This is a genomic window from Neobacillus camarae (assembly GCF_054950115.1).
Genome location: NZ_JBUCKX010000002.1, coordinates 1,515,103 through 1,539,631, shown reverse-complemented (window position 1 = coordinate 1,539,631; position 24,529 = coordinate 1,515,103). Strand labels below are relative to the sequence as shown.

At 42.5% G+C, this 24,529-nt stretch carries 24 protein-coding genes; 5 read left to right on the top strand and 19 right to left on the bottom strand.

Annotated features, from left to right (window positions below; all coding sequences use genetic code 11):
* Positions 1-182: 182 nt before the first annotated feature.
* The 11 genes from ACY8D0_RS15070 to ACY8D0_RS15020 form a co-directional block, all read right to left on the bottom strand.
* Positions 183-1,259, bottom strand: a complete 1,077-nt coding sequence (locus ACY8D0_RS15070) for a bifunctional 3-deoxy-7-phosphoheptulonate synthase/chorismate mutase (protein WP_462411289.1) — start codon at positions 1,257-1,259, stop codon at positions 183-185.
* 240 nt (positions 1,260-1,499) lie between these two features.
* Positions 1,500-1,829: a bacillithiol system redox-active protein YtxJ gene (gene ytxJ, locus ACY8D0_RS15065; RefSeq protein WP_462411288.1), complete on the bottom strand. Its 330-nt coding sequence runs from the start codon at positions 1,827-1,829 to the stop codon at positions 1,500-1,502.
* A 240-nt stretch (positions 1,830-2,069) separates the two neighbouring features.
* Positions 2,070-2,489 carry a YtxH domain-containing protein gene (locus ACY8D0_RS15060; RefSeq protein WP_462411287.1) on the bottom strand — a complete coding sequence of 140 codons (420 nt, stop codon included), beginning with the start codon at positions 2,487-2,489 and terminating at the stop codon, positions 2,070-2,072.
* 43 nt (positions 2,490-2,532) lie between these two features.
* Complete coding sequence (locus ACY8D0_RS15055) at positions 2,533-2,994, bottom strand: DUF948 domain-containing protein (RefSeq protein ID WP_462411286.1); 462 nt, start codon at positions 2,992-2,994, stop codon at positions 2,533-2,535.
* Positions 2,995-3,150: 156 nt separating this feature from the next.
* Positions 3,151-4,449, bottom strand: a complete 1,299-nt coding sequence (gene murC / locus ACY8D0_RS15050) for a UDP-N-acetylmuramate--L-alanine ligase (protein WP_462411285.1) — start codon at positions 4,447-4,449, stop codon at positions 3,151-3,153.
* Positions 4,450-4,669: 220 nt separating this feature from the next.
* On the bottom strand, positions 4,670-7,453 hold the full coding sequence (locus tag ACY8D0_RS15045) for a DNA translocase FtsK (protein ID WP_462411284.1): 2,784 nt from the start codon (positions 7,451-7,453) through the stop codon (positions 4,670-4,672).
* Positions 7,454-7,919: 466 nt separating this feature from the next.
* Complete coding sequence (locus ACY8D0_RS15040; protein WP_462411376.1) at positions 7,920-8,708, bottom strand: DUF1444 domain-containing protein; 789 nt, start codon at positions 8,706-8,708, stop codon at positions 7,920-7,922.
* Positions 8,709-8,715: 7 nt separating this feature from the next.
* Positions 8,716-9,030 (bottom strand): thioredoxin family protein, encoded by a 315-nt coding sequence (locus ACY8D0_RS15035; RefSeq protein WP_462411283.1) that lies wholly within the window; start codon positions 9,028-9,030, stop codon positions 8,716-8,718.
* Positions 9,031-9,184: 154 nt separating this feature from the next.
* Positions 9,185-9,409: a hypothetical protein gene (locus ACY8D0_RS15030; protein ID WP_462411282.1), complete on the bottom strand. Its 225-nt coding sequence runs from the start codon at positions 9,407-9,409 to the stop codon at positions 9,185-9,187.
* A gap of 373 nt (positions 9,410-9,782) precedes the next feature.
* The gene (locus ACY8D0_RS15025) at positions 9,783-10,307 is read right to left on the bottom strand and encodes a DUF84 family protein (RefSeq protein WP_462411281.1); all 525 of its coding nucleotides are present in this window, start codon (positions 10,305-10,307) and stop codon (positions 9,783-9,785) included.
* 58 nt (positions 10,308-10,365) lie between these two features.
* Positions 10,366-11,439 carry a M42 family metallopeptidase gene (locus tag ACY8D0_RS15020; protein ID WP_462411280.1) on the bottom strand — a complete coding sequence of 358 codons (1,074 nt, stop codon included), beginning with the start codon at positions 11,437-11,439 and terminating at the stop codon, positions 10,366-10,368.
* A gap of 192 nt (positions 11,440-11,631) precedes the next feature.
* Here ACY8D0_RS15020 and ACY8D0_RS15015 point away from each other — a divergent pair, with 192 nt between their 5' ends.
* Entirely contained in the window at positions 11,632-11,964 is a 333-nt protein-coding gene (locus ACY8D0_RS15015) for a PepSY domain-containing protein (protein WP_462411279.1), read from the top strand.
* Between the two features lie 162 nt (positions 11,965-12,126).
* On the opposite strand, the gene ACY8D0_RS15010 is transcribed toward ACY8D0_RS15015, so the two are convergent.
* Complete coding sequence (locus tag ACY8D0_RS15010; protein WP_462411278.1) at positions 12,127-12,978, bottom strand: YtnP family quorum-quenching lactonase; 852 nt, start codon at positions 12,976-12,978, stop codon at positions 12,127-12,129.
* Between the two features lie 84 nt (positions 12,979-13,062).
* Complete coding sequence (gene trmB, locus ACY8D0_RS15005) at positions 13,063-13,713, bottom strand: tRNA (guanosine(46)-N7)-methyltransferase TrmB (protein ID WP_462411277.1); 651 nt, start codon at positions 13,711-13,713, stop codon at positions 13,063-13,065.
* Positions 13,714-13,870: 157 nt separating this feature from the next.
* On the opposite strand from trmB, the gene ACY8D0_RS15000 reads away from it, so the two are divergent.
* Entirely contained in the window at positions 13,871-14,149 is a 279-nt protein-coding gene (locus ACY8D0_RS15000) for a YtzH-like family protein (protein WP_462411276.1), read from the top strand.
* On the opposite strand, the gene ACY8D0_RS14995 is transcribed toward ACY8D0_RS15000, so the two are convergent.
* From ACY8D0_RS14995 to thpR, 4 genes are all read right to left on the bottom strand, one after another.
* Complete coding sequence (locus ACY8D0_RS14995) at positions 14,137-14,922, bottom strand: phosphotransferase (RefSeq protein ID WP_462411275.1); 786 nt, start codon at positions 14,920-14,922, stop codon at positions 14,137-14,139. The genes ACY8D0_RS15000 and ACY8D0_RS14995 overlap by 13 nt on opposite strands.
* A gap of 173 nt (positions 14,923-15,095) precedes the next feature.
* Complete coding sequence (pulA, locus tag ACY8D0_RS14990; RefSeq protein ID WP_462411274.1) at positions 15,096-17,231, bottom strand: type I pullulanase; 2,136 nt, start codon at positions 17,229-17,231, stop codon at positions 15,096-15,098.
* Positions 17,218-18,201, bottom strand: a complete 984-nt coding sequence (locus tag ACY8D0_RS14985; RefSeq protein WP_462411273.1) for a diacylglycerol/lipid kinase family protein — start codon at positions 18,199-18,201, stop codon at positions 17,218-17,220. The genes pulA and ACY8D0_RS14985 overlap by 14 nt, the downstream gene beginning before the upstream one ends.
* 27 nt (positions 18,202-18,228) lie before the next feature.
* Entirely contained in the window at positions 18,229-18,798 is a 570-nt protein-coding gene (gene thpR, locus ACY8D0_RS14980) for an RNA 2',3'-cyclic phosphodiesterase (RefSeq protein ID WP_462411272.1), read from the bottom strand.
* Positions 18,799-18,956: 158 nt separating this feature from the next.
* On the opposite strand from thpR, the gene cysK reads away from it, so the two are divergent.
* Positions 18,957-19,883 carry a cysteine synthase A gene (gene cysK / locus ACY8D0_RS14975; RefSeq protein ID WP_462411271.1) on the top strand — a complete coding sequence of 309 codons (927 nt, stop codon included), beginning with the start codon at positions 18,957-18,959 and terminating at the stop codon, positions 19,881-19,883.
* Positions 19,884-20,106: 223 nt separating this feature from the next.
* Here the strand turns inward: cysK and dat are convergent, their stop codons facing one another.
* A complete protein-coding gene (dat, locus tag ACY8D0_RS14970; protein WP_462411270.1) occupies positions 20,107-20,973 on the bottom strand; it encodes a D-amino-acid transaminase in 867 nt (288 codons plus the stop codon).
* 428 nt (positions 20,974-21,401) lie between these two features.
* On the opposite strand from dat, the gene ACY8D0_RS14965 reads away from it, so the two are divergent.
* Positions 21,402-21,623 (top strand): DeoR family transcriptional regulator, encoded by a 222-nt coding sequence (locus ACY8D0_RS14965; RefSeq protein WP_462411269.1) that lies wholly within the window; start codon positions 21,402-21,404, stop codon positions 21,621-21,623.
* Positions 21,624-22,153: 530 nt separating this feature from the next.
* Positions 22,154-23,491 (top strand): amino acid permease, encoded by a 1,338-nt coding sequence (locus ACY8D0_RS14960; RefSeq protein WP_462411268.1) that lies wholly within the window; start codon positions 22,154-22,156, stop codon positions 23,489-23,491.
* Between the two features lie 127 nt (positions 23,492-23,618).
* Here ACY8D0_RS14960 and speD read toward each other — a convergent pair whose 3' ends face one another.
* Complete coding sequence (gene speD, locus ACY8D0_RS14955; protein WP_462411267.1) at positions 23,619-24,428, bottom strand: adenosylmethionine decarboxylase; 810 nt, start codon at positions 24,426-24,428, stop codon at positions 23,619-23,621.
* Between the last annotated feature and the right edge of the window lie 101 nt (positions 24,429-24,529).

Below are 24,529 nucleotides of genomic sequence, written 5' to 3'. Positions count from 1 at the left end.
GTAAACAAGCCAATATGTATTTAATCATACGATAAGAAATGAAAAGCCGCAAATATTTTATACTTTTTTTACATAATCGATTGGGCAGGGTTTACATGATAATTCCCGCTCCATTCAATATTTCTGTAAAATAAAAACCTTCTGCAAAGAACGCAGAAGGTTTAAACATGGAAAATTGATTATTATACCCTGACAAAATTGGAAGCAAGGAGTTCATTATAAAACTCGTCAAATTGTCCCAAGTCCATTTGCTGCTGGGCATCGGATAAGGCTACGGCCGGATCCGGGTGGACCTCAGCCATGACTCCATCTGCGCCGATCGCGATTGCTGCTTTCGCTGTTGGCAACAATAGATCTCTACGGCCGGTAGAATGGGTAACATCCACCATAACCGGCAGGTGAGTTTCCATTTTCAAAATTGGCACTGCTGAAATATCGAGTGTATTTCTAGTTGCTTTTTCATAAGTACGAATTCCGCGCTCACAAAGGATAATTTGTCCATTTCCCTGTGACATAATATATTCTGCAGCGTTGATGAACTCTTCAATGGTTGCAGAAAGACCACGTTTTAACAATACTGGTTTATTTACAGCCCCTGCAGCTTTAAGTAATTCGAAGTTTTGCATATTGCGGGCGCCAATTTGGATGACATCGATATATTCGCATGCCATTTCAATATCGGCCGGGTTGACGATTTCACTGATAACGGACATATCATATTCTTCTGCCACTCGTTTTAAGATTTTCAGCCCTTCCACGCCTAATCCTTGGAAATCGTATGGAGAGGTTCTCGGCTTGTAGGCACCTCCGCGCAAGAGCTTTAATCCTTTCTCTTTCATGGCCTTGGCCACAGTTGCTACCTGCTCATATGATTCAACTGAACATGGACCAAAAACAAAATGCGGTTTGCCATCGCCGATATTCTCACCTTTTAACGTAACAATGGTATCTTCCGGCTTTTTCTTTCTCGAAACAAGTAATGCCTTTTTATGGTCATCCTTTTGTAAATCAAGGCCTGCTTTAAAAATTTCTTTAAACAGGTGATCGATGACGGCATTATCAAAAGGCCCGTCATTATTCTCCTTGATTTTGTCCAGCATCTTTCTTTCGCGGACCGGATCGAAACGGTATACCCCCTGGCTTTCTTTTACTCGTCCAATCTCTTGGACGAGCTGAGCTCTTTCATTAATTAGCCTCAACAATTCCAAGTTTACTTCATCGACACGAGCCCTTAATTGATCCAAATTATCATTGCCCATCCTAGTCCCGTCCTTTCCTTGTAAATCAGTATAGTTATCCTTTGAAGGAACACTTCCTGCTATACAATCTTAGAATTTTTAAAAATTTATAATAATTTAGGCTTAATTATAGCTTAAAAGAAATCCTTTGTCACGACTTTTTTCTTTAACAATTAAACGCTTTTAAGCGCTAAAGTGTTTAATTAAGTATATTAAATTAATGTATGCAATAACACTGTTAGTTGTTCAACTTGTATTTATTTACTGCCCATTAACAGCTGTGGACAATGAACGATTGGTAATTTTCCAATGGGAAGCATTCCATTTGGGCTCGCCATTTGAAAACAGGATGGCTTGCGGAGATTCATGTTTAATCGCAAACTTGTCCGCAATCTCGTTCGATAACGGCCGGGCATCCTGCACTGCCAAATAGTAAGCAGGAACATTCTCATTTTCATTGGAGAATTTTTCATATTCGTTGTATGCAGCCTGGCTGATGGGGCATGTCAAACTGTGTTTTAAAAGAAAAAACGTGTTACTGCTGTTTAGGATCTGATCAAATTCTTCGGCAGAATCAATTTTCTTAAGCATTTTTTTCCCTCCTAAAAAAAATAACGGTGAAGTAATTTTAACACTTCACCGAAAGGTTAGACAAACAAACAGACTTTTTTATATTTTGGACCTGTAAATTTGGCTGTAGATTGCAGCAAAGAAGCTCAGCAAACTTGTGGGTGTGCCGGAGAGCCTTCTCGGCCTCGTACTCCCGCAGAAGTAGATTGCCTTCCGCCCCAATCAACAGAGTAGAAAATCATCATTATCGTTTAACAGAAGCTATATTTTTACCCTGCTTTCTTCATCGTCAAAAGCTTTCTGTGCTTCTTCTAGTTTCTTCTTGATGGAGTCACTGTCCATTTTATTCTGCCCCTCCGATTCCTTACCGTTTGAGACATCCTGCGGGCCTTTTATGGGGATATAAGTAACTTCTGTTTCAGAGTCGGTTCCGTCTTGTTTACCTGACACTTTATTGAAAAGCTCAGCCGATTGCTGCCTGAGCGGCCCGGTTTTGTCCATTACTCGGCCAGCTTGGTCTACAATGGTTTCCCGAAGTTCTTTTCCTGATTTGGATGTGAATAACAACGCGGCAGCAGCTCCGACGACTCCGCCAATAATGGCACCCAACAGAAAGTTGCCTGAAGAATCTTCTGTCCGGCTTTGATTGTTATCACGTGATTCATATTCCCTTTTTGACATACCCAATCACCTCTATTTATTGATTATGATCTGCGTTTTTGGATTAATGTGACCTTACTCTTTCCGGTTCTTTCACATGAAGTTCTTTTTTGGCCTGACGATGCTCCTGCCATTTTTCTTTTAATTCCAAGAAAACGTTACCCCATTGGACAATTTGTGAGATTCTTTCTTTATTTTCATCAACTTGTTTGTCCACCGTTTGTGTGATATTCTGCAGGGTGCCGTTAAATTTGCCGACTGTGGTGCCGACTTCTTTAACGGCATCCACGACCGTATTTAGCCGTTCCGATTTTTGCTGCAGGTCATCGGCAAGGGCATTTGTTTTTTGCAACAGCAACGTTGTTTCACTTGTCACGCCCTTCAATTGTGTTTCCAGCCCTTTTAGTGTGTCTGAAACACTATCAAGTGTGACCCGAAGTGATTTTAATGTGGATGCCAAATAAATCACCAGTACGAAAAACGCTACAGCTGCCAGAGCTGCACTCAAATACAAAATTATTACCATCCTGATACCTCCGCCATAAATCCTATCATTATGTATTACCCATCCGCGAACTATATAAACCTTAATCTAATCTTATACTACAACGTTTGATTTGTCTTGTCTTCCTGATGTTTTTGCCTGATCCAATAAAAAAACCCGCCGATTGGGCGGGTTTCTTTAGACTAACTGTTTCTCATAAGCTTCCTGGAATTTTTGAATATCTCCAGCTCCCATGAAAATGATTACGCTGTTTTCATATTGTTTTAATACATCGGTAGATTCTTCCGACAGGATTTCGGCTCCGGCGATTTTATCCTGTAAATCTTTAATCGTCAGCTTTCCTTGCTTCTCACGGGCAGAGCCAAAAATTTCACACAAATACGCTTTGTCGGCAAGACTTAAGCTTTCCGCGAAATTATCCAGGAAAGCTTGGGTGCGTGTAAAGGTGTGCGGCTGGAACACAGCTACAATTTTCCGGTCTGGGTATTTTTGCCGTGCCGCCTCAATGGTTGCTTTAATTTCTGTTGGGTGATGGGCATAATCATCAATCAATATTTGCGTGCCGGCGGATTTTTCAGTGAATCTTCTTTTTACCCCTTGGAAGGTGGTTAACCGTTCTTTAACAATGTCTTTATTGATGTCTTCATAATGGCATATACCGATAACCGCCAAAGCATTTAATACATTATGATCCCCAAACGACGGTATGGAGAAGGTATCATAAAATGTATTGCGAATAAACACATCAAAGGTGGTGCCCTCTGTCGTTTTTACAATATTGGCCGCTTGATAGTCATTTTCCTCACCGAATCCATAAAATATCACAGGGACCTTTGCCTGGATTCTTTGAAGCTTTTCATCATCACCGTATGCAAAGATGCCTTTTTTGACTTGCATGGCCAACTCCTGAAAAGCGGAGAAAACATCATCAATATTGGCAAAATAATCAGGGTGGTCAAAGTCAATATTCGTCATGATGGCATAGTCAGGAAAATAAGAAAGGAAATGACGTCTGTATTCACATGCCTCAAAGACAAAGTATTCTGCACCCTCTTCCCCTTTACCGGTTCCATCCCCGATTAAAAAAGAAGTAGGCTTGGCACCAGAAACGACATGAGCCATCAGACCGGTGGTCGATGTTTTCCCATGTGCCCCAGTGATGGCCACACTCGTAAAACTTTGCATAAAATCGCCCAAAAAGCGATGATAACGTACAATAGGAAGTCCGAGTTTCATGGCTTCTTGAATTTCTTCATGAGTGTCAGGAAACGCATTTCCTGCGATAATAGTCATGCCTGGCTTAATATTTTCCTTTTGAAACGGAAGAATGGTAATCCCTGATTGCTCAAGGGCCAGTTGCGTAAAAAAGCGCTTTTCGACATCGGAGCCTTGCACCTGAAATTTCATATCGTGCAGAACTTGTGCGAGTGCACTCATTCCCGACCCCTTTATACCTACAAAATGGTAAATAGTCATAGAAGAACCTCCAACCAACGTCTATCTGTAAAACAGTATATGACATCTGTCTGTAATTGCTAACATGAAAAACGAGTCATGTCCGATAGCCGGTTTTATTTTTTCAATGAAAATACAATTCAATATTATAGCACTGTTTGCTTATAAAAACTATTTTGTAAATGCAGCGCTGTGACTCACTCTTTAGTATGAGTCCCTGCCTTAAAGAATACTACGGTTTTCACAGGGAATCTTGAATGGACTCCAAGTCCGTTTCCGTTATGAGCACCTCACGCGGCTTGCTCCCATTCGCCCCGGAAATATATCCGCTGTCTTCGAGCATATCCATTAATCTTGCTGCCCGATTATAACCAATTTTAAACCGACGCTGCAAACTCGAGGTGGATGCTCCTCCATGATCAATAATAAATTCACATGCATCATAAAACAATTCATCTTCCTCTGAGGTGACTTGTGTTTTTTTCAACAATTCCTCCTGTTCAAATAGATATTCCGGTTCCCTTTGGCTTCTTACATGTGCAGTTATGCGGTCAATTTCCTCATCCGAGACAAATGTTCCTTGGAGCCGGACCGGCTTTGAAGAACCATTTTCCAGAAATAGCATATCTCCCCGCCCAAGAAGCTTTTCGGCACCGCTGATATCAATAATGGTGCGGGAATCCACCTGTGATGACACCGAGAAGGCAATCCTTGTTGGAATATTGGCCTTGATTAACCCGGTAATGACATCAACAGATGGCCTTTGGGTAGCGACGATTAAGTGAATGCCGCAGGCCCGTGCCTTTTGGGCGATTCGGCAAATGGCTTCTTCCACATCTGCCGGCGACATCATCATTAAGTCCGCCAGCTCGTCAATAACAATGACGATATAGGGCAATTTGTCCGCATACTGTTTATGCTTCATGGCCAGTTCATTAAATCGGTTGATATCTCTGACGCCTGTATGGGCAAACAGTTCATAGCGGCGTTCCATCTCCTCGACCGCCCATTTTAAAGCAGCTGTGGCTGCCTTCACATCTGTGATGACCGGGCTGACAAGATGGGGAAGCCGGTTATATGGGGCCAATTCCACCATTTTCGGATCAATCAGCAGCAATTTTAGGTCATCCGGAGTGGCTTTGTACAACAAGCTGACCAAAATCGAGTTTATACAAACACTTTTTCCCGAACCGGTTGCTCCAGCAATTAACCCGTGCGGCATCTTTTTCAAATCGGTCACAATCGGGCTGCCGGCTATGTCCAGGCCAAGAACAGCTGTTAATGGTGACGGTGAAGTTCGAAACACATGGGTTTCAATAATTTCACTGATGAATACAGGTCTTGCCTTTTTATTGGGCACTTCTATCCCAATTGTATGCTTGCCCGGAATTGGGGCTTCGATACGGATATCCCTGGCAGCAAGACTCAGTTTGATATCATCACTTAAATTGGTGATTTTGTTTACTTTCACTCCGGGTTCGGGCTGTACCTCAAAACGGGTGACGGAAGGACCTTGCGTCACATTTACGACGCTTGCGCCCACATTAAAATCATGTAATGTCTGATTTAGAATTTCTTGTTGCTTCTCTAACCATTCTGTATCATCCGATTCTATTACAGGTGGCGATAACAAGTTGTTTTCAGGAAATTGGAACAGTCCGGGATCAGAAAACGACTCCAGTTCTTGGATTATTTCCGATTGGGAATTGCTTTCTGGCACGGGTGCCGCCTGATGGACGACAGCCGGTGGATTCTGTTTCTCTGTTTGAGCGCGTTTTTCTTGCCTTGAAGACCAAGACTGCCTATCCTGCTTTAGCATTAAGACATTAAATGGCAGATGTGACCGGCGTGGCCGCTGGGTTGTTTGCTCCGGTTCAGCATCAATTTCCTGACCTTGGACAGTGGGACCCGCCCCTTCCCCATTATCTTCAGAACTTGCAGAAGGCTCCATGGGATATGTATCTTCTTCAGGCTGTATAACTGTTGCAGCGGAAGTTAACTCCTGCGGTTGATCCGTTATAGAGGATTCAGGGATTGGATGACCCATAATTTTCGCCAGTGCTTGTTCCTCAACGGTGTCAGGCACCACAGCATTCGCCACGTCGACGGGTTCTTTTTTGGCAGCTGCTTCCTCCCCTTCAGCCATGCTGGAAGGTTGGAATGTGGTATGGCTAACCCTAGTACTCTCCAATTTTTCAGCGGCGGGTTTAACCCTGTCTGTTTTTACGAGCGAATCCCTTAATACTACTTGGCTGTCTTCTTCTAAAGTTTTGGCAGCCGCTTCCTCCCCGTCCGCCATGCTGGAAGGTGGGAGTGTGGGTTGGCTAACCCTAGTACTCTCCAATTTTTCAGTGGCGGGTTTAACCCTGTCTGTTTTTACAAGCGAATCCCTTAATACTACTTGGCTATCTTCTTTTAAAATTTTGGCAGCCGTTTCCTCCCCGTCCGCCATGCTGGAAGGTTGGAATGTAGGTTGGCTAACCCTAGTACTCTCCAATTTTTCAGTGGCGGGTTTAACCCTGTCTGTTTTTACGGGCCAATCCCTTACTACTACTTGGCTGTCTTCTTCTAAAAAATAGGTTAACTCATGTTCAATTACCGAAGCTTGTTTCTTTGGCCTGTTAAATCCATAAACTGGTGACGGGATTTCCGTAGGATGGAACGGGCCACGGCTTCTGGAAGAAGGCTCCTTTTTAGGAACAGGGGCCTTTTTGGCAACAGGGCCTTTTTTGATGATCGGTTCATGTACGGTTTCGCTTTTTGACAGGTCCGGCTGTTTTCTCCTTGCCCGTCTTTCCTGTCCCGTTTTTTGGGGCATCCCCAAATCAATGGTTTTTTGAATTGGATTAGGACGAAGATTATTTTTGGGATATTGGTAGGCGATTCTCGCATCCAGGTCCTTTATGCTGGTATTGCTTTTTTCAATGATTAAATCTTCCGGTTTATCATAATGGAAAAAGGATTGGTCAAATTCGAGTTCTTCCTCTTTCTTAAATTTTTGAATCAAGTCTTGGATCCAGCTCAAAACTATCACTCTTTCTTTTCATCTATCTTTCTATTTTAGCAGTATTTATGATTTTTTCGACAGGATTCTTTAGAATCAGTCGATTTTATTTATAAAATGACAATTGGATGGAAAAAGGCAATGAAAAAAGACCACTTTTTAAAAGTGATCTGTTGTCTTAAAAAGATAAGAAGGCCTAGTTTAATATGGCTGTTGATTGTAGCGAAAGAAGCTCACTTTCCGCAGGCGTGCCGGGGAGTCGCGGCGCAAGGAGCACCTGCGGGGTCTCCCCGCAGGATACTGAAATTCTTCCTCGAATCCGCCCACGCACGAAGAAAATGCGGTGGCATAAGAAAAGCATCCATGAATTTTCATCGCACGAAATTATGCGATAGCAGAATTGAGGATTTTCGAGGAGTCGAGCTTATCCTTTCCAATCACAGAGTGTTAAAAATCAACTATATCGTTTAACAGAGCCAAAAAGTAATCATTTATTCTTTCCTAAAATAAAGACCGGCTCTAGTTCTCCGTTTTCATATAAGAAAGAAAGGGCGGTAATTGGGGTCCTTCCACTGGCAAAGAAACTCATGGCCATTTGAGCCAATACATCATATCCTCTGTCATTGCGAATATCGCCAATTATTAACACATCCTGATGGGGGACAGCCACCACCATGGTTCCTTGAATTTTTTTTTCCATATCATTGAGGAACCCTTTATTTAAGATTCTAGAAGCATCGTATCCATCATTGGTATTTAAAAAATAAAATAGATTACCGGCCACTTGGTCCTCTTTTAACGGCGTTGGCAATGACCTCGCATTAAACAGGGCGTTTTCCTTAATCCGCCCAATCTCCCAGCCTTCTTGCTCCATGATGCGGGAGTCAATCAACCGATAGGTATTCCCCATGTCTAAAGCATAATAAACTTTAGTTTCCGCCGTATGGTCATCAGTCAGAAACGGGACACCTTCCGCTGCTTCAGCCGGGAACGAGGTCGAACGGATAACCGGAAAAATTCTCTTTTCATGATTGCTTAGTTGGACAGGGCTCTCCATGGCCTGAAGACCTTCTTCAACATAATAAACGACTTCATCAATCGCCTTATCTTTCTCCAGGTTCCATTTTGCGACGATTCCTGGCAATGAAACCGTAATTCCCTTGCCGGTCCGCTCACTTTCAATACGGAGTTGGTCTTTTTCCCGGTTATAGGTCAGCCTCCTGTTTTCCCCGCGCAAACGGACTTCCAGTTCACGCCGCATTTTTTGGCTGTCCATTTTCACTTTAGCTCAATCCCTTTATAAAGGATTCTACTTCTTCTTGGGTTTTGCGGTCTTTGCTTACGAAACGGCCAAGTTCTTGGCCATGGTCGAAAGCAACGAAGCTAGGAATACCGTACACGTCAAGTTGCTGGCATAAATCAATAAATTCATCGCGGTCCACATGGATAAAGGTATACTCAGAGAAGTTTGCCTCGATTTCCGGAAGTGCCGGTTCAATAAAGCGGCAGTCCGGGCACCAGCCTGCAGAAAACATAAAAATCGCTTTCCCTTCGCTTTTTATTTGTTCAAATTGTTCGATTGACTCTAGATTTTTCATCAGCAAATCATCCTCCATTTATTATAAAATATCTGTTTTTTTCATCATAACAATCTTTCTAGTTTCGAGTCCAACTATATGCAATCACCGCTTAGTTTTATCATATCCAATAAATTGGAACAATAAAAAACGGCGGAACTTCCGCCGCCTTCATTTAATATTGAACAGAATGGACAATTTGCATCATCGTATCGGCTTCATCGGACATGCTGCGCGTTTTCACTTGGGTCGTGATTTTGGCCCCGCCGACCCCAACAGTCACTTCATTCAAATTATCTTCTATTTGTTTAATGGTCAAAAACCCAAGCTGATCCCCGTTTTTAAACTCTTCGCTGGTATCGAGCTTTTTATATTGTTCTTCCGTGGCTTGGTAGACCACATTACTCGAAGGCTTTTCCTGTGGATTGACAAATAGAATATATGTTTTTGAACCATTTTTAAGAATAAGATTATTAGGGGTTTTATTCTCAATTTCATATCCGAAAGGTAAGTAAAACTGGATATTTCCGCTTTTTTTATTTGGCTTTTTTGCCTTTTCTACAAAAGCGGCTTTTACCGACTTTGTCGTCGTTTTACTTTCCGATTTGAACGATGAATTCCCGCATGCTGTTAATATAAAAACAAAAAGAATAAAAATGGAGATAGTTTTAAAGGATTTCAGACGATTTCGCCTCCTAATGTATATTCTATCTCCATCATACCTTCCAAATTATTCAAATGACAAGGGGTTTGTCGAACGATGTTGTCGAAAATTAAAAGTTTTGTGAAGATTTTTGCTGATAGGCAAACTGGCCAACTAACAGGGCCATAACGTGCGTAAACATATCTGCACGATTTACCATACCGTTTGTAAAAATTCCCACGGCTCCTTCTTGTTTGCTCACATTTTTCTTTTTGGCATAGTCATCCATAACTGTTCCAAGCTCCTCGCCCTCCCGAAGGCGCTCAGCCACCTCTTTAGGGAGCAGGAACCTTGCACCGCCAGCAACAATGGGTTGGCCCCCGTTGGTGACCAAGGCACCCCAATTGCAAAGAAGCAATCCCTGACTGGTTTCCTGGACGCCCCCTTCAAGACCGACTCCTATGTCCCCATTGCCTTCGCTTAAAGAAGCTTTTGCCCGGTTGATGGCGCCCCTGATCGTTTCTTCGTCTGAAAACGGCTGATTGCTAACCCCTGATGATACATCCAACGACACAAATTCTGCTTCATAGCCGGTAAAACTTCTTTTTACTGCTGCAATTTTTGTAGGATTTTTAGATCCGATGACAATCTTCATGTGAGTATCTCCTTTCATAACGAAAAACGAGGCATGCGCATGACATGCCTCATTACTATCAGCTGTTGGCTCTTATTGATTCTACAGTGGTTTTGTCACAGGCTTTCACTAGTTTTGTGACAAGCTCTTTTGCCGCAGCGTAATCATCGACATGAATGATGGATGCGTGTGAATGAATGTAGCGGGAACAGATTCCAATTACCGCACTTGGAATTCCTTCATTGGACTGATGGACACGACCCGCATCGGTGCCGCCAGGAGATATGAAGTATTGGTAAGGTATTTTATGAGTTTCAGCTGTATCGAGCACCAACTCGCGCATCCCCCTATGAGTCACCATAGTCCGGTCAAATATGCGCAACAAGGCTCCTTTGCCCAATTGGCCAAATTGTTTTTTATCTCCAGTCATATCGTTTGCCGGGCTCGCATCAAGGGCAAAAAAGATATCAGGCTTAATCATGTTGGCAGCAGTTTGGGCGCCGCGCAAACCTACTTCTTCCTGGACAGTGGCACCGGAGTATAGCGTGTTAGGCAGGGTTTCATTCTGCAGTTCCTGTAGAAGTTCGATTGCCAGGCCGCATCCGTACCGGTTATCCCAAGCTTTCGCCATAATTTTTTTACTATTGGCCATCGGTGTGAATGGACAAATGGGCAGAACGGCCTGCCCAGGCTTGATACCGATTTTTTCAGCATCCTCCCTGTCATCCGCGCCGATATCAATAAGCATATCTTTGATGTCAGGAAGTTTGTTTTTCTTGGAATCATCCAATAAATGCGGCGGAATCGACCCCACCACCCCGATTATTGGACCGTTTTTGGTCAAAATTTGAACCCGTTGGGCCAGAAGGACTTGGGCAGACCAGCCTCCGAGCGGTTGGAACCGGAGCATGCCATTGTCGGTAATGGCCGTAATCATAAAACCAACTTCGTCCATGTGGCCGGCAACCATAACTGTCGGGCCGTCACGGTTTCCTTTTTTCACACCAAAAATACTGCCTAGTTTATCTTGGACGATTTCATCCGAGTACTTGGATAATTGTTCCCTCATGAATTTCCGGACCAGGTGTTCATTTCCAGGTGCTCCTGGGAGTTCGGTCAGGGTTTGGAAAAGCTTTAGCGTCTGTTCATTCATTTTTGGTCTCCTTACCATGCTTTGCAGCATCAATCTATATGTATATATTATTTATTTTAGCTAAATTTTATGGTTGTTGCCAATTTTTCAATTAATAAATGTAATATTACCTATTTCCGGTTAAATACGATATACTGAAAGGGAAACTATCATGTATATTTTTCCAAAATAAATTTTTGGAGGTCCTGCCAAATGAACTGGAAATCGTCGTTTATCCTAGGTGCCGTCATTGGAGTGATTGGGGGATATGCAGCTAAGGAATTCATTTCAAAGAAAACAAAAGTTTCACCCGAAAAAGTGCTGGAATATGTTAAAAAGCAATTTAAAGAATCCGGCCCCATCAGCGGTTCTTGGATACATATGGAAGCCGTGCCTTATGAAAAGCATCAATTCCACTATGAAGTATATAAGGGCGGAATCTCCAAAAATGATAATGGAACAAACGAGCAATACGAATTTATAGCGGATGCCTACACCGGGACCCTATTGGATATACGCCGATTGCCTGAAGAATTAGCGTCATAAAAAACCAAGCCGTACTTTTAAGCGGCTTGGTTTTTTCTTCCTTTCAGCCAGTCCTCATGAAAAAAACTGTCATGCGGACAAAAACCTGGGGATAATTCTGAATTCTGCCCTCATGAAGCCTACAAGCGGACAAAACCCGGGGGAAATCCTAATTCCCCAATTTTACGCGTCTGTTTCTTCCACTTTTATGGAATCAATTATTTGGCCGTTTTCCGTTCCCCATTTTACCGCCCGATAATAAGCATCGTGATAAAAGGTAAACCAGGCCTGTTTACTCATCGCATAAGGCAGCCATTTTTCTTTTGCGGTAATCGAATTCATGGGGTAATCATCATAAGCCATCACCCATAATACATTTTGATGGGCATGTGTTGGCATGAGGTCTGCCATATGAATCGCCATCTCGCCCTGATTCTCGATGATGATAATGCTATGACCATCACTGTGGCCGCCAGTATGGATCATTTGGATTGGGCCATGGTTCCATGTTTCTTCAAATGTTTCTACCTGTGATGAGATTGATTCCCAATTTTCCTTCCAGTATGTACTTTTTGAGCGGATATTCGGTTGTCTCATTTCGTCCCACTCAATTTTGGATGCGATAATCCGGGCGTTGGGAAAAGCGGATTGATAGCCGTCACCAACAGGCCTGGTTAAACCGCAAGCGTGGTCAAAGTGAAGATGGGTCATTAGGACATAATCAATGGAGTCGGGGGTTAGCCCTAATTTTTCCAAAGAGGCGGCAATCTCAGACTCCCTTGTCACTCCATAATTTCTTATTTGCTTTTCCGTCATTTTGCCATTACCCAATCCGGATTCAATTAATAAATTTTCCCCGTCCACTTGGACCAAGATTGGATCCGTCATCAATTTAATTTGATTCTTGTCATTAGACGGATATTTTCGCGACCATAATGGCTTCGGAACAACCCCAAACATCGCTCCCCCATCCAAATGAGTCACTCCGCCAGATAACCAGGTCAAACTAACATTACCAACCATTAATGTTTCCATAATATTACCAGTCCTCCTCTCCTTAAGTTTACCATTGTTAACCAATTTCTGAAATAAAAAAGGGTTCAGCCCAAGAGGCTGCCCCTAATTGTTTGCGTTCTGGTATTTTACTTCACACCGATAGATCCGGTTTCCTATTTCCGAGAATTTTTGCTCGTATTCAGTCATGATATTCCCTTCAAAGTCACTGTTATGCAGGTCAAGACTGAGAAATTTCAATAACAAACCATATTCTGAAAAACTCATCAGTGAGTATTCGAAGAGGCCTTGATTGTCGGTCTTAAAGTGAATCTCTCCGCCATCGACCATAATATCTTCATACAATTTTAAGAAATCTTTATACGTTAACCGTCTTTTTTCATGTCGATTTTTTGGCCACGGGTCGGAAAAATTTAAATAAACGCGGTCCACATCGTTTTTAGCAAAATACTTGGCCAAATCGGCTGCATTCACATTCAACAGCTTAAGGTTAGGTAAATCCGCCTCGATTAATCGATCCAAAGCCGCCACGATGACACTGTCAAACAATTCGATGCCAATATAATTAATATCCGGATGCGCTTTGGCCATTTCCGTGATAAACCGGCCTTTCCCTGTGCCCACTTCGATATGCAGCGGCTGGGCTTTCTCAAATGCCTCATGCCATCTGCCTTTAATGGATTCGGGATTTGATACGATATATTGCGGATGCTGCTCTATTTTTTCCTTTGCCCAAGGTTTATGTCTAAGTCGCATTTTTTGACACTCCTATAGTTTACTCTCGTCTAAAAAACATATCATGCCGTTATCATGTGCGCAAGTCCCGCAAACATAATCACATGAATAAATAAAAAAAGAATTCACAACCTAACTGTGAATTCCTTTTTAATCCCACTTGAAAGGGTGTGCTGTTATGCCATTAAGCCATAATGACCAAGTCCATTTACTGACAGATATATTAACGAATCACCAAACCGACTGTTGCGGCTCGGTTTCTGAATGCGAGCAGCTCGAGCGGCTGGTAAAATCGCTTATGGTCAATACACAAATCGATCAAAACGTAAAATCCATTTTGCAGGAAGTGTACAACTACAGCCAAAAAGGGGCACAAACTGCGGACCTTGACCAGCATATCCAAGAAAACCAAAATAATTTGTCCCAATGGGTAAATGATATCGGTCAATTTTCTTGAGACATGTTTTCCTGGAGGAATGAAATCCATTTATTCATCTCATCCTGGCTATGCCTGTCTTTGTACCATTGGATGGATGAGATCGTTTGAAGGATTACATACCACTTCATTCTTAGCTTTAAATGGTCATTAAGTTCTTTTCCGTACACATGAAGCCAATCTTCCCAATTTTCCTCAGGAATGTACCAATAGAGGAGCATTCCCAGATCCATGGCGGGGTCGGCAATGGATGCCCCGTCCCAATCAATTAAGTACAACTGGTTGTTTTCAGTAAGCAGCCAGTTGTTATGATTCACATCCCCATGGCAGACCACTTTTTCATCACTATTAACGTTTATTGCCTCTTTTATAAGAAAACTGATTGCCGTTTGAACTTCAGGCAAATTTCGCACATTGCCATCGACATTTTCCATGACCGCTTGGAAATGGTCCTCAGGAATAATTGGTGTCTTCTCCAACCGGCTCAGCATCCCAAGCATCGGCTCTGATCGGTGGATTTTCTTCAGCAGCTTCGCAACAAGTTCGTGGTTCATCTCAGAAGGCTTCAATTCCCTTCCTTCCATCCATTGCTGTGCTGTTATGACGTCTCCATTTTCCAAACGTTTTGTCCAAACAAGCTTAGGGACAATGCCCTCTGCCGACAATACGGCAAGAAACGGAGAAGAATTCCGCTTTAAAAAGAGCCTTTGATCTTCTTTCTGTGCATAAAAGGCTTCACCTGTTGCGCCGCCGGCAGGGGTGATGTCCCATTCTTGTCCAAATATATGTTCCAAAACTGTTCACCTTCAACTTATGCCGTTCAATGGGAGGGTGGCCCCATTTATAGTCCGTCGTAATTGTTTGTTATTTTTAACAATAAAAAAAAGCTATTGAAAGCATTCTACAATAGCTATCCTTTATAAATTTTATCTCCAATAGCCAATTTTCGTCAAGTAACCTGGAACAACTATTTTTTCAGGAAAACGTTTAATGAAATGGGCTCGACTAGAACATCTCCCCCTAGGATGGCCGTTTGGGGCGTCATCCCTGCTTCCTTATGGTCAGCCAAAACCAGCCAATCCCCGTCAGGAAGTGAGACTGTTTGATTTTTCGCTAGAGGATTAACCAATAAAATTAGTTCTTCTTCATCCACATGATACAACAGTGCCAATAAAGGCTCAGCCACAGGTAACGACTTGATCGAGCTAAGGATTTTTTCTGTGTCAGGGACCCGGAAACATGGGTGGCTTTTTCGGATTTCGATCAGCCCCTTCACATATTCCACATTGTGTTGGTACAGGGATTTACGGTCCCAGTCTAGTTGGTTAACCCTGTCAGGAGAACAATAGCTGTTTGCATCTCCATACTTGGTACGGAAAAATTCCTGGCCACTGTGAAGAAAAGGAATGCCTTGCGCTAGAATGGTCATCCCAGTTGCCAAACGATGATATTTTTCTCGAAGCGTATCATCCATATCGGGCAGACATGCCACAATTTTATCCCACATCGTAAGATTGTCATGGCATTCCACGTAGTTGACTGATTGGCTTGGTTCATTAAATAATTTGTTGACTTTTCCTGTAAAACCGATACTGCCGGTGAGTACTTCCAATGCGCCATTCCGGCATTGGCTGTTCCCCAGCGCGTATCCCTTGTCTGATAACTCAAATGTATTGCCTTTAATCGTATCTCTAAATTTATCATTAAAATGAGCGATGGTGGTCAATTGGGCCTGATTGGCTATGGTCGCTTTTTGATCCCGAGGCAAAGGAGTGTCAAGCTCCCACCCCTCGCCGATGATAATGGCACCGCTAGCAATCGAATCGCAAACAGCTCTCACTTGCCGCATTGTTTTCACATCAAGAATGCCCATTAAATCAAAACGAAACCCATCCATATGATACTCTTCCATCCAAAAACGGATGGAATCGACAATAAACTTCCTAACCATTCTCCGTTCCGATGCAATGTCATTTCCCACACCAGTGCCATTCGAGGGAAGCCCCAAATCATTGTGACGGAAATAATAACCTGGAACAATTTTTTCGAACGATGATTCCTCTCGAATAAACACATGATTGTAAACCACATCCATGATCACTCGAAGTCCCGACTGATGAATCCGGTCGATTAATTGTTTTAGCTCGCGTATTCGGGAATAAGGGTCTGTAGGGTCCGTGGAATAGCTGCCTTCAGGGGCGTTAAAATGCAATGGATTATATCCCCAATTATACTTTTTCCTCCAGTCAGTCTCGTCCACGCCGGCAAAATCATGGATTGGGAGCAATTGCAGATGGGTAATCCCCAAGTCCTTCACGTAAGATAACCCACTCGGCTTTCCATCTTTTCCTGCCGTATGGAGTTCGGCGGCACCCAAATAAAGTCCTTTTTGCAGGACACCGCTGCCTTCGTGAATCGTAAAATCGCGAATATGGGTTTCGTAAATCACAGCATCAACCGGGTTTTCTATTGTCGGAAGGGCGATTTTGGGGCGAGATGTTTTGGTTAAATCCACAATGACGCCGGACTCTCCATTGACTGTAACTGCCTTTACGTATGGGTCAACCGCTTCCCGCCACTCACGATTTATTTGAATCAGGAAATTGTATTGATATAATTCTAAATTTCCTTTCACCCTGACCGACCATTCACCGGATTCGCCGCGTTTCATTTTAATAATATCTGAGTATTGACTTTTTGGCGGCCGTAATTTAAGTTTCACCTGGGATGCAGTGGGTGCCCACACCTTAAAACATGTTTCAGCAGGAGAAAAGGTGGCACCTAAGTCATCCTCCGGGTAATAAAATTTTTGATCAAAAGCATCTGTCCTTACGACGGCTCCCATTTGCAAATCTGCCTTGCGCCCATAATCATCGACAATCCAATAGAGCCGTTCAAAACAGATTTCACCGGAAAACTCACATACATACTTATGATAGTCATCAATCAGCAGATTTTCCGTTATTTTTAATGAATGAATCGTTGGTCCATCCGTTATATAAAAAGAGGATGAAACTTCTTGGTCACTGGTCCTCGGGAGGAGAATGGTTATGATCGTCATTTCATCCAAATACGCCAGGAAACTCCTCTCAGCGGCTATCATTCGCTTCCTCCTCAATTGTGGTAAATTCTCGATTCTCTCGCCGTCTTGTCAACACACGCAAGCCTTTTGGCACAATATTTATTTTTAACGACGTGTATCCGATATGTTCCCCGTCCCCATGAACATACAACGCCTCATTGGATTCTATTGAAATCTGTTTTCCCCGGAATGTTTTAACCTCTTTAAAGTGAATATGCCTTCCCCCAAAAACACTGACAAACACGAGCAACAGTTTCCATCTTGATAGATTATGGGCAACCGTAATATCCAACAGCCCATCATCCGGAACGGCATAAGGAGCGATTTTCATGCCACCTCCATAAAAGGCTTGATTGGAAACTGTTACAAACCATGTTGTTTCAAATCTATGCCGGTTCCCATCAATTAATAAGTGGATTTCCACTGGTTTATACGTAAATAGTTCTTTCATTAGGAAATAAACATATACCAGCCGCCCGAGTGATAGCTTATTGAGCCACGCCTTTATCTTGGAATGATTAGCTTCAAAAGCAATCAGTGCATCAAAACCTGCCCCCATATTATTAATAAAATAGTGTTCAGATTGGTCGGACATGGTGATTTTGCCATAGTCAATTAGAGGTGGTGCACCCTTCATCAGCCGGAGAATCACTTCAAGGGCATCCTCTGGGTCTTTGGGAATTTGGAATCCCCTCGAAAAATCATTTCCGGACCCGCCAGGAATAAACCCGAGTGTTACGTGCTCAAAATTCACAATACCATTCATGGCTTCATGTAACGTACCGTCGCCGCCAACGGCCACCACAACCATTTCATGCCCGTCGGCGGCCGCAATTTGACCGGCCAGTTTCTTGGCATGCCCAGGATATTCTGTCAATAAAGCCATAAAGGGGATGCCCCGCGACTTAAGAAGGGATTCTATCTTCCTCCATACGGCAAGGCATTGCCCGTTTCTTGCCTGGGGATTGATAATAAAATAAATATGCTTCATAAAACCAACCTTTATCTCTCTTTTCATTTATGTTTGAAGTGGAAACACCTTTATCACTTCATACTTTGGCGTCTTTTGAAGATTTGTCCGGTACAAAACAACCTCGGTTGCCAAAAACGGCAGTGGTTCCGGCTGCAATTGATGCCAAATGTCCATCAGGTTCACCTGACAAAGCTCTTCTCCATTCCACTTTCTTGCAAGGGTGATATGGGGGCGAAACGGCCTGGTTTCAAGTTGAAACCCTGCCCGTTCACAGGCTAAAAATACTTTTTTCCTCATTTCATGAAGCTCGGGGCTGTTTTCTGTATCGGCCCATAACACACGGGGACTTTCCTCTTTCCCAAACACTCCAAGCTTGTTTATGTTTAACGGAAACATTTTTTCACTGGTTAAATTATTGCTTATATTTTTATTTGCGGTGATGAGTTGTTCCTGAGTGGCAAATCCTAAAAATGCCAAGGTTATATGAAGGTCTTGATAATGAACCCAACGGCTGAATGGCAGCGTTTGCTTTAGCCTTTCCAAATGTTCATCCAAAATTAGTTTTGTTTCATCAGGTATTTTAACAGCATAAAAATAATGCGCTTTAATTTCCATGTTCATTGCCCCTCTTTTATTCAATTTTAGTCTATTTTTTCCCAATTGTATCTATTTACTGACCAAGATTATCCGATATTTTTTTACAAATGCTTTAATTTTCTTTATGATTATATTGGTATTTAAAAAATTAAATGGTTAGAAATGGAGGATCCCTTATGAAAGTTGTCAACAACATTGCAGAATTAATTGGGGAAACACCACTGGTAAAATTAAATCGTCTCGCTCCTGAAAACGGGGCCTCTGTTTATTTGAAACTTGAGTATTTCAATCCAAGTAAAAGCGTAAAAGACCGGGCAGCCTTTAATATGATTATAGAAGCAGAAAAAGCCGGACGTTTAAAACCCGGCGGAACGATAATCGAGCCAACGAGCGGGAATACCGGCATCGGACTTTGCATGAATGCAGCCGCCAGAGGCTATAAAGCGATTATTGTCATGCCGGATACAATGACACAGGAGCGCGTCCGCATTATGGAAGCATATGGGGCAAAGGTGGTTTTGACTCCTGGCGATGAAAAAATGCCGGGGGCGATTAAAAAGGCTCAAGAGCTGGCTCAAGAGATTCCCGACAGTTTTATTCCAATGCAATTTGAGAATGAAGCAAACCCTGATGCGCATCGGCATACCACTGCTGTTGAAATTATCGAAGCCATGAAGGAAATTGGCAGGCCCCTCTCCGCGTTTGTGGCAACTGCCGGAACAGGTGGAACGATTACGGGGACAGGGGAAACCCTAAAAGAGCATTATAAAAATTTGACCATACATGTGGTGGAGCCTAAAGGATCTCCTGTGTTATCGGGTGGGAAACCGGGACCTCATAAGCTTGTTGGCACAAGCCCCGGATTCATTCCTGACATTCTCAACACTAATGTGTATGATGAAATTCATCAAATTGCCGATGAGGACGCTTATAATATTGCACGGAGACTGGCTAAGGAGGAAGGAATTCTCGTGGGACCTTCTTCAGGAGGAGCTTGCTTTGCCGCAATAGAAGTGGCCAAACGATTATCTTCAGATGACGTGGTCGTCTGCATTGCCTGTGATACAGGGGAAAGATATCTATCTAGCGACTTATTCCAATAAAAAAGTGAAAGCTCCTTGGAACAAGCACAAAACGCTTGTTCCTGCGAAGAAGCCTATTCTAGGAAGCTCTCCATAGTGGTCAGCGAACGACAGGCCTCCTTCAAAAAGCTTTTTCGTAATGCTGTCGAAGCTTTCCTGGTGGAGCTGGACCATTCTCAAACACCGGATACATTCTTATATTATGAACAAAGGGCTGTCTCAAATTGGGACAGCCCTTTGTTCACTAAATGGATTGTTTTAACAGTCCGCATTGTCCGGCAATTACCTGTACAAACGCTTCTTGGAGTTTTTTGGTGACAGGGCCTGGGTGCCCATCCTTAACGGTGTTGCCATTGATCTCGATAATAGGCATCACTTCACTTGTCGTGCTTGACAGGAATACTTCATCAGCACCAGACAGCTCATCAAGTGAAAATACCCGCTCCTCTACTGGTATTTGCAGGTTTTCACATTGTTTCAAAATGACATCCTTGGTAATCCCCTTTAAAATCAATTGGGTTGAAGGATGGGTGATGACCACCCCATTCTTGATGATGAAAACATTGGAAGAGCTGCCTTCTGTCACCTCTTGTCCGCGATGCTGGATTGCCTCGTAGCAGTTGTTTTCTGCCGCTTTTTGTTTTGCCAAAACATTGGCTAATAAGTTCAGACTCTTGATGTCGCAGCGCAGCCAGCGGATATCCTCTGTTAAAATCGTTTTAACACCTGATTTCAATTGAGCTAGCGGTCTAGCCAGTTCTTTTGTATAGGCGGTTAAGCTTGGGGTCACTTCTCCGGAAGGGAACGCATGGTTACGTGGTGCGACCCCTCTTGTAATTTGCATATAAATAATCCCCGTGTCGAGGTTATTTTTCTCCACCAATTCGTACAGCATTTCGGTTAACTCTTGGATCGTATAGGGCGGTTTTATACTAATCTCCGCCAAACTTCTTTCCAGACGGGCTAAATGCTCCTCCAATGTAAAAAGTTTGCCTTGATAAACACGGATTACCTCATATACCCCGTCACCAAATTGGTAGCCACGATCTTCCATATCGACTTTGGCTTCTGTCCGATTAATCATCTTCCCATTTACGATAGCAAATGCCATGCTCACCTTCCCCTTTCAAAAAATGGTGCATTATTTTTAACAATAGCACTATTCCAATTCTTTAATCAATCTTTTGTAGTAGCCTGGTCATTTTTTACCAAAAAACTAAAAATTCAAAAAACTTATCATAAATAGGTTCCCTTTCACCATAAATTTATAGTAAGAAAAGAAAAAGGGAGGTTCGGTAAGGGAATCTATCATAAAAAATTTGTCGATATTGTTTAAATTTATGTATAGTGGTAGAAATTTTCTGAAATTGTGGGTACAATAAGGTTAGATGTATGACATCTGAGTACCTCCTTCAACATTATTTAAAGGAGCTGTCTGCGCGGAAAAGAAAATTACATATACTTGAAGATTCTTCTTCAAAGAGGCTGTCGGTAGAGGGATTAAGCCATAGGTTTGAAATTAGGATAGGGAGTGGTTCTTTGAAACCTTCAACTAACCGGATGTTAAACCGCATCAAATGTATCTACATGTTTATCCGTGATCATGGCACGGTAACGACTCAAGAACTTGTAGAGGAATTTGGTATCACTCCTCGCACCATACAACGAGATTTGAATGTTTTAGCCTATAATGACTTGGTCATAAGCCCAAGCCGCGGAAAGTGGACAACTACACAAAAAAAAGTGAAAATGACATCCTAAAAATGGATTATACGGCAAAAAGATATTAATAGCACACGCTATACGCGTGTGCTATTTTCTGTTTTAATGAATAGGCTCTGTTAAACTTGGCTGTTGACTTCTGCTCCAGTCGCTCAGCGAACCGCGGGCGTGCCGGGAAGCCTCCTCGGCTGGTACCGCGCCTGCGGAGACTCCCCAGCCCCATACTCCCGCAGGACACTGAAATTCATTCTCGAATCCGCCCATGCACGAAGAAAATGCGATAGCACAAGGAAAGTATCCATGAACTTTCTTCGCACGAAATTATGCGATAGCATAATCGAGGATTTTCGAGGAGTCGAGCTTATCCGCTCCAATTAACAGAGATAAAAAATAACATTATCGTTTTACAGAGCTAATGAATAAATAAAGGAAATTAACTTCCTTGTATTAGGTATAACGTCTGCTAATATTATCAGTATGAAATTGACAAAGACTATAAATATGTTATATTAATATAAAAAAACTTTAACGCATAAAAGCGTTTAAGTGAAAAAGAAAAAGGGAGCATCATGGAGAAAAAACAACAAAATCTAAAAAAAGGGCTTTTGCCCAGGCATGTGCAGTTTATTGCATTGGCCGGAATGATTGGCACGGGGATTTTTAAAGGAAGTTCAGATACTTTAAATATAGCAGGTCCAAGTGTAGTGGTCACCTATCTAATTGGCGGACTGCTGCTGTTTATAGTAATGGCTGCATTAGGGGAAATGGCGATTGCCAACCCTAACCATAATGTTCAGCACCTGATTCACAAAGCATTTGGTTTTCGGATTTCGTTTATTACCGGATGGCTTTACTGGGTAAACTGGATCCTTGTTACAGTGGTTGAACTGTTAGCGGCAGGGAGTTTCCTCCAATTTTGGTTCCCTCATGCTCCCTTGTGGATGCTAAGCATTATATGCGCGGCAATCATTGTTGGAATCAATTTATTTCAAGTGAAGGCGTATGGTGAAGTGGAATTTTGGTTTGCAGGAATAAAAATTTTTGCGTTAGTTGTATTTATTTTACTTGGTATTTTGCTGTTGCTTGGAGTCATTCCAAGTTCTGTTCAGGATCCTTTTAGCAACTATACAAAGCATGGGGGATTTTTCCCTAACGGAATAGGCGGAATTTTTAGCGCCTTTCTGGTGGTTATGTTTTCATATGGAGGAGCAGAATTAGTCGGGGTTGCGGTAACCGAAACACAAGATAGCGAGCGGGTCATGCCCAAGATTGTCAAAGGAGTTATCTTAAGAGTGATTATGTTTTATATCTTGCCCATCCTGATTATCTGCGGCATGATGCCTTGGAATTCGGTAACTGGAGAAGATAGTCCCTTTGTACAGGTACTCCGTGCGGCAGGCTTGCCGGCTGCTGCCCATATCATGAACTTTGTATTATTAACCGCTGTGTTGTCTGCAGCTAATTCTGGTATATATGCGACTTCAAGAACCTTGTATTCGATGGCTCAAAGCGGTACGGCGGCAAAAAGCCTGGCAAAGACCTCAGAAAAAGGGATTCCTCTTGCAGGGATCGCCATTACCAGCCTTTTTATCCTCTTCGGGGTTTATTTTGCTTATGTCACTCCAAGTCAAGTGTTTGGATATTTGATGTCCATTCCAGGATTTACGGTTATGGCAATTTGGATCTTTATTTGCCTCGCCCAATTGAAACTCCGTCCCACCTATCATGTGAAACCAGGATTCATGGTCAAATGGTTCCCATATACAACCATTTTTGGTGTGGTTAGTTTAATCATTATATTTATCGGCTTTTTATTCAACCCAGATAATGTAATTGGTTCCCTAGTTAGCGTTGTGACATTAATCATCTTAGTTATTTTTTCCCTTTTGGCTAAGAAGCCGAAATAGTATGAAGTCAGCGAGTGCTGACTTCTTTTTTAATGCTATTAGAATTTAAGTCTGGTCTTTATAAAATTGACTCCTCCATTACCCTAGTCCTCCTCCAGGCCATACAGCTAAAGCATTTGCGCTTTTCTTACTCCACGATATTTTTCCCATAGAAGATTTCATCCATCTCCAATTTGATCCGCTCTGTGATTTCAATGTGCTCATCTGGAGACAGTTTGTCTTTCGTATAGCCGAATAAGTAATTATTTAAATCAAATTCTCTTAGCTTGCACTTGGTATGAAAAATATGCTCTTGATAAACATTGACATCAATCATATCAAATTGTTCACCGACATCCTCTGGTATGTAGTTTTGAATGGAACTGATGTCATGGTCGATAAACAGCTTATATCCATCTTTGTTCCGGGTAAAGCCGCGGACACGGTAATCAATAATCATCACGTCCGTCTCAAACGACCGGATGAGGTGATTCAATGCTTTTAATGGCGAAATTTCACCGCAGGTTGAAACATCAATATCTGCCCTGAATGTGCTGATTCCTTCATCAGGATGGTATTCCGGATATGTATGGACCGTCACATGACTTTTGTCTAATTGCAAAACCACATTTTCCACCACTGGCCCAGGTGATTCCTCGAAATATTCTGAAGGGGCATGTTCCACCGGTGCTTCTGATACAAGAAAGGTCACACTTGCTCCCGCAGGCTCGAAGTCTTGGCTGGCTATATTCAGGACATGCGCCCCAATGATATCGGCTACATCTTGTAAAATTTTCGTTAGACGTTCCGCACTGTATTGTTCATCGATATAATTTAAATATGCCTCGCGTTCTTCTTTTGTTCGTGTAAAACAGATATCATACATATTAAAGCTTAGCGACTTTGTTAAATTATTAAAACCATGCAGCTCCATCCGCTGCTTGTGAGTGAGCTTCAAGACCAAATATCCCCCTTTATGCTTCTATCTGTCTTCTTGATTGGACTGATATTTATAAGTTGCCCATTGTTCACATTTTTATGGATGAATTATTGAACATG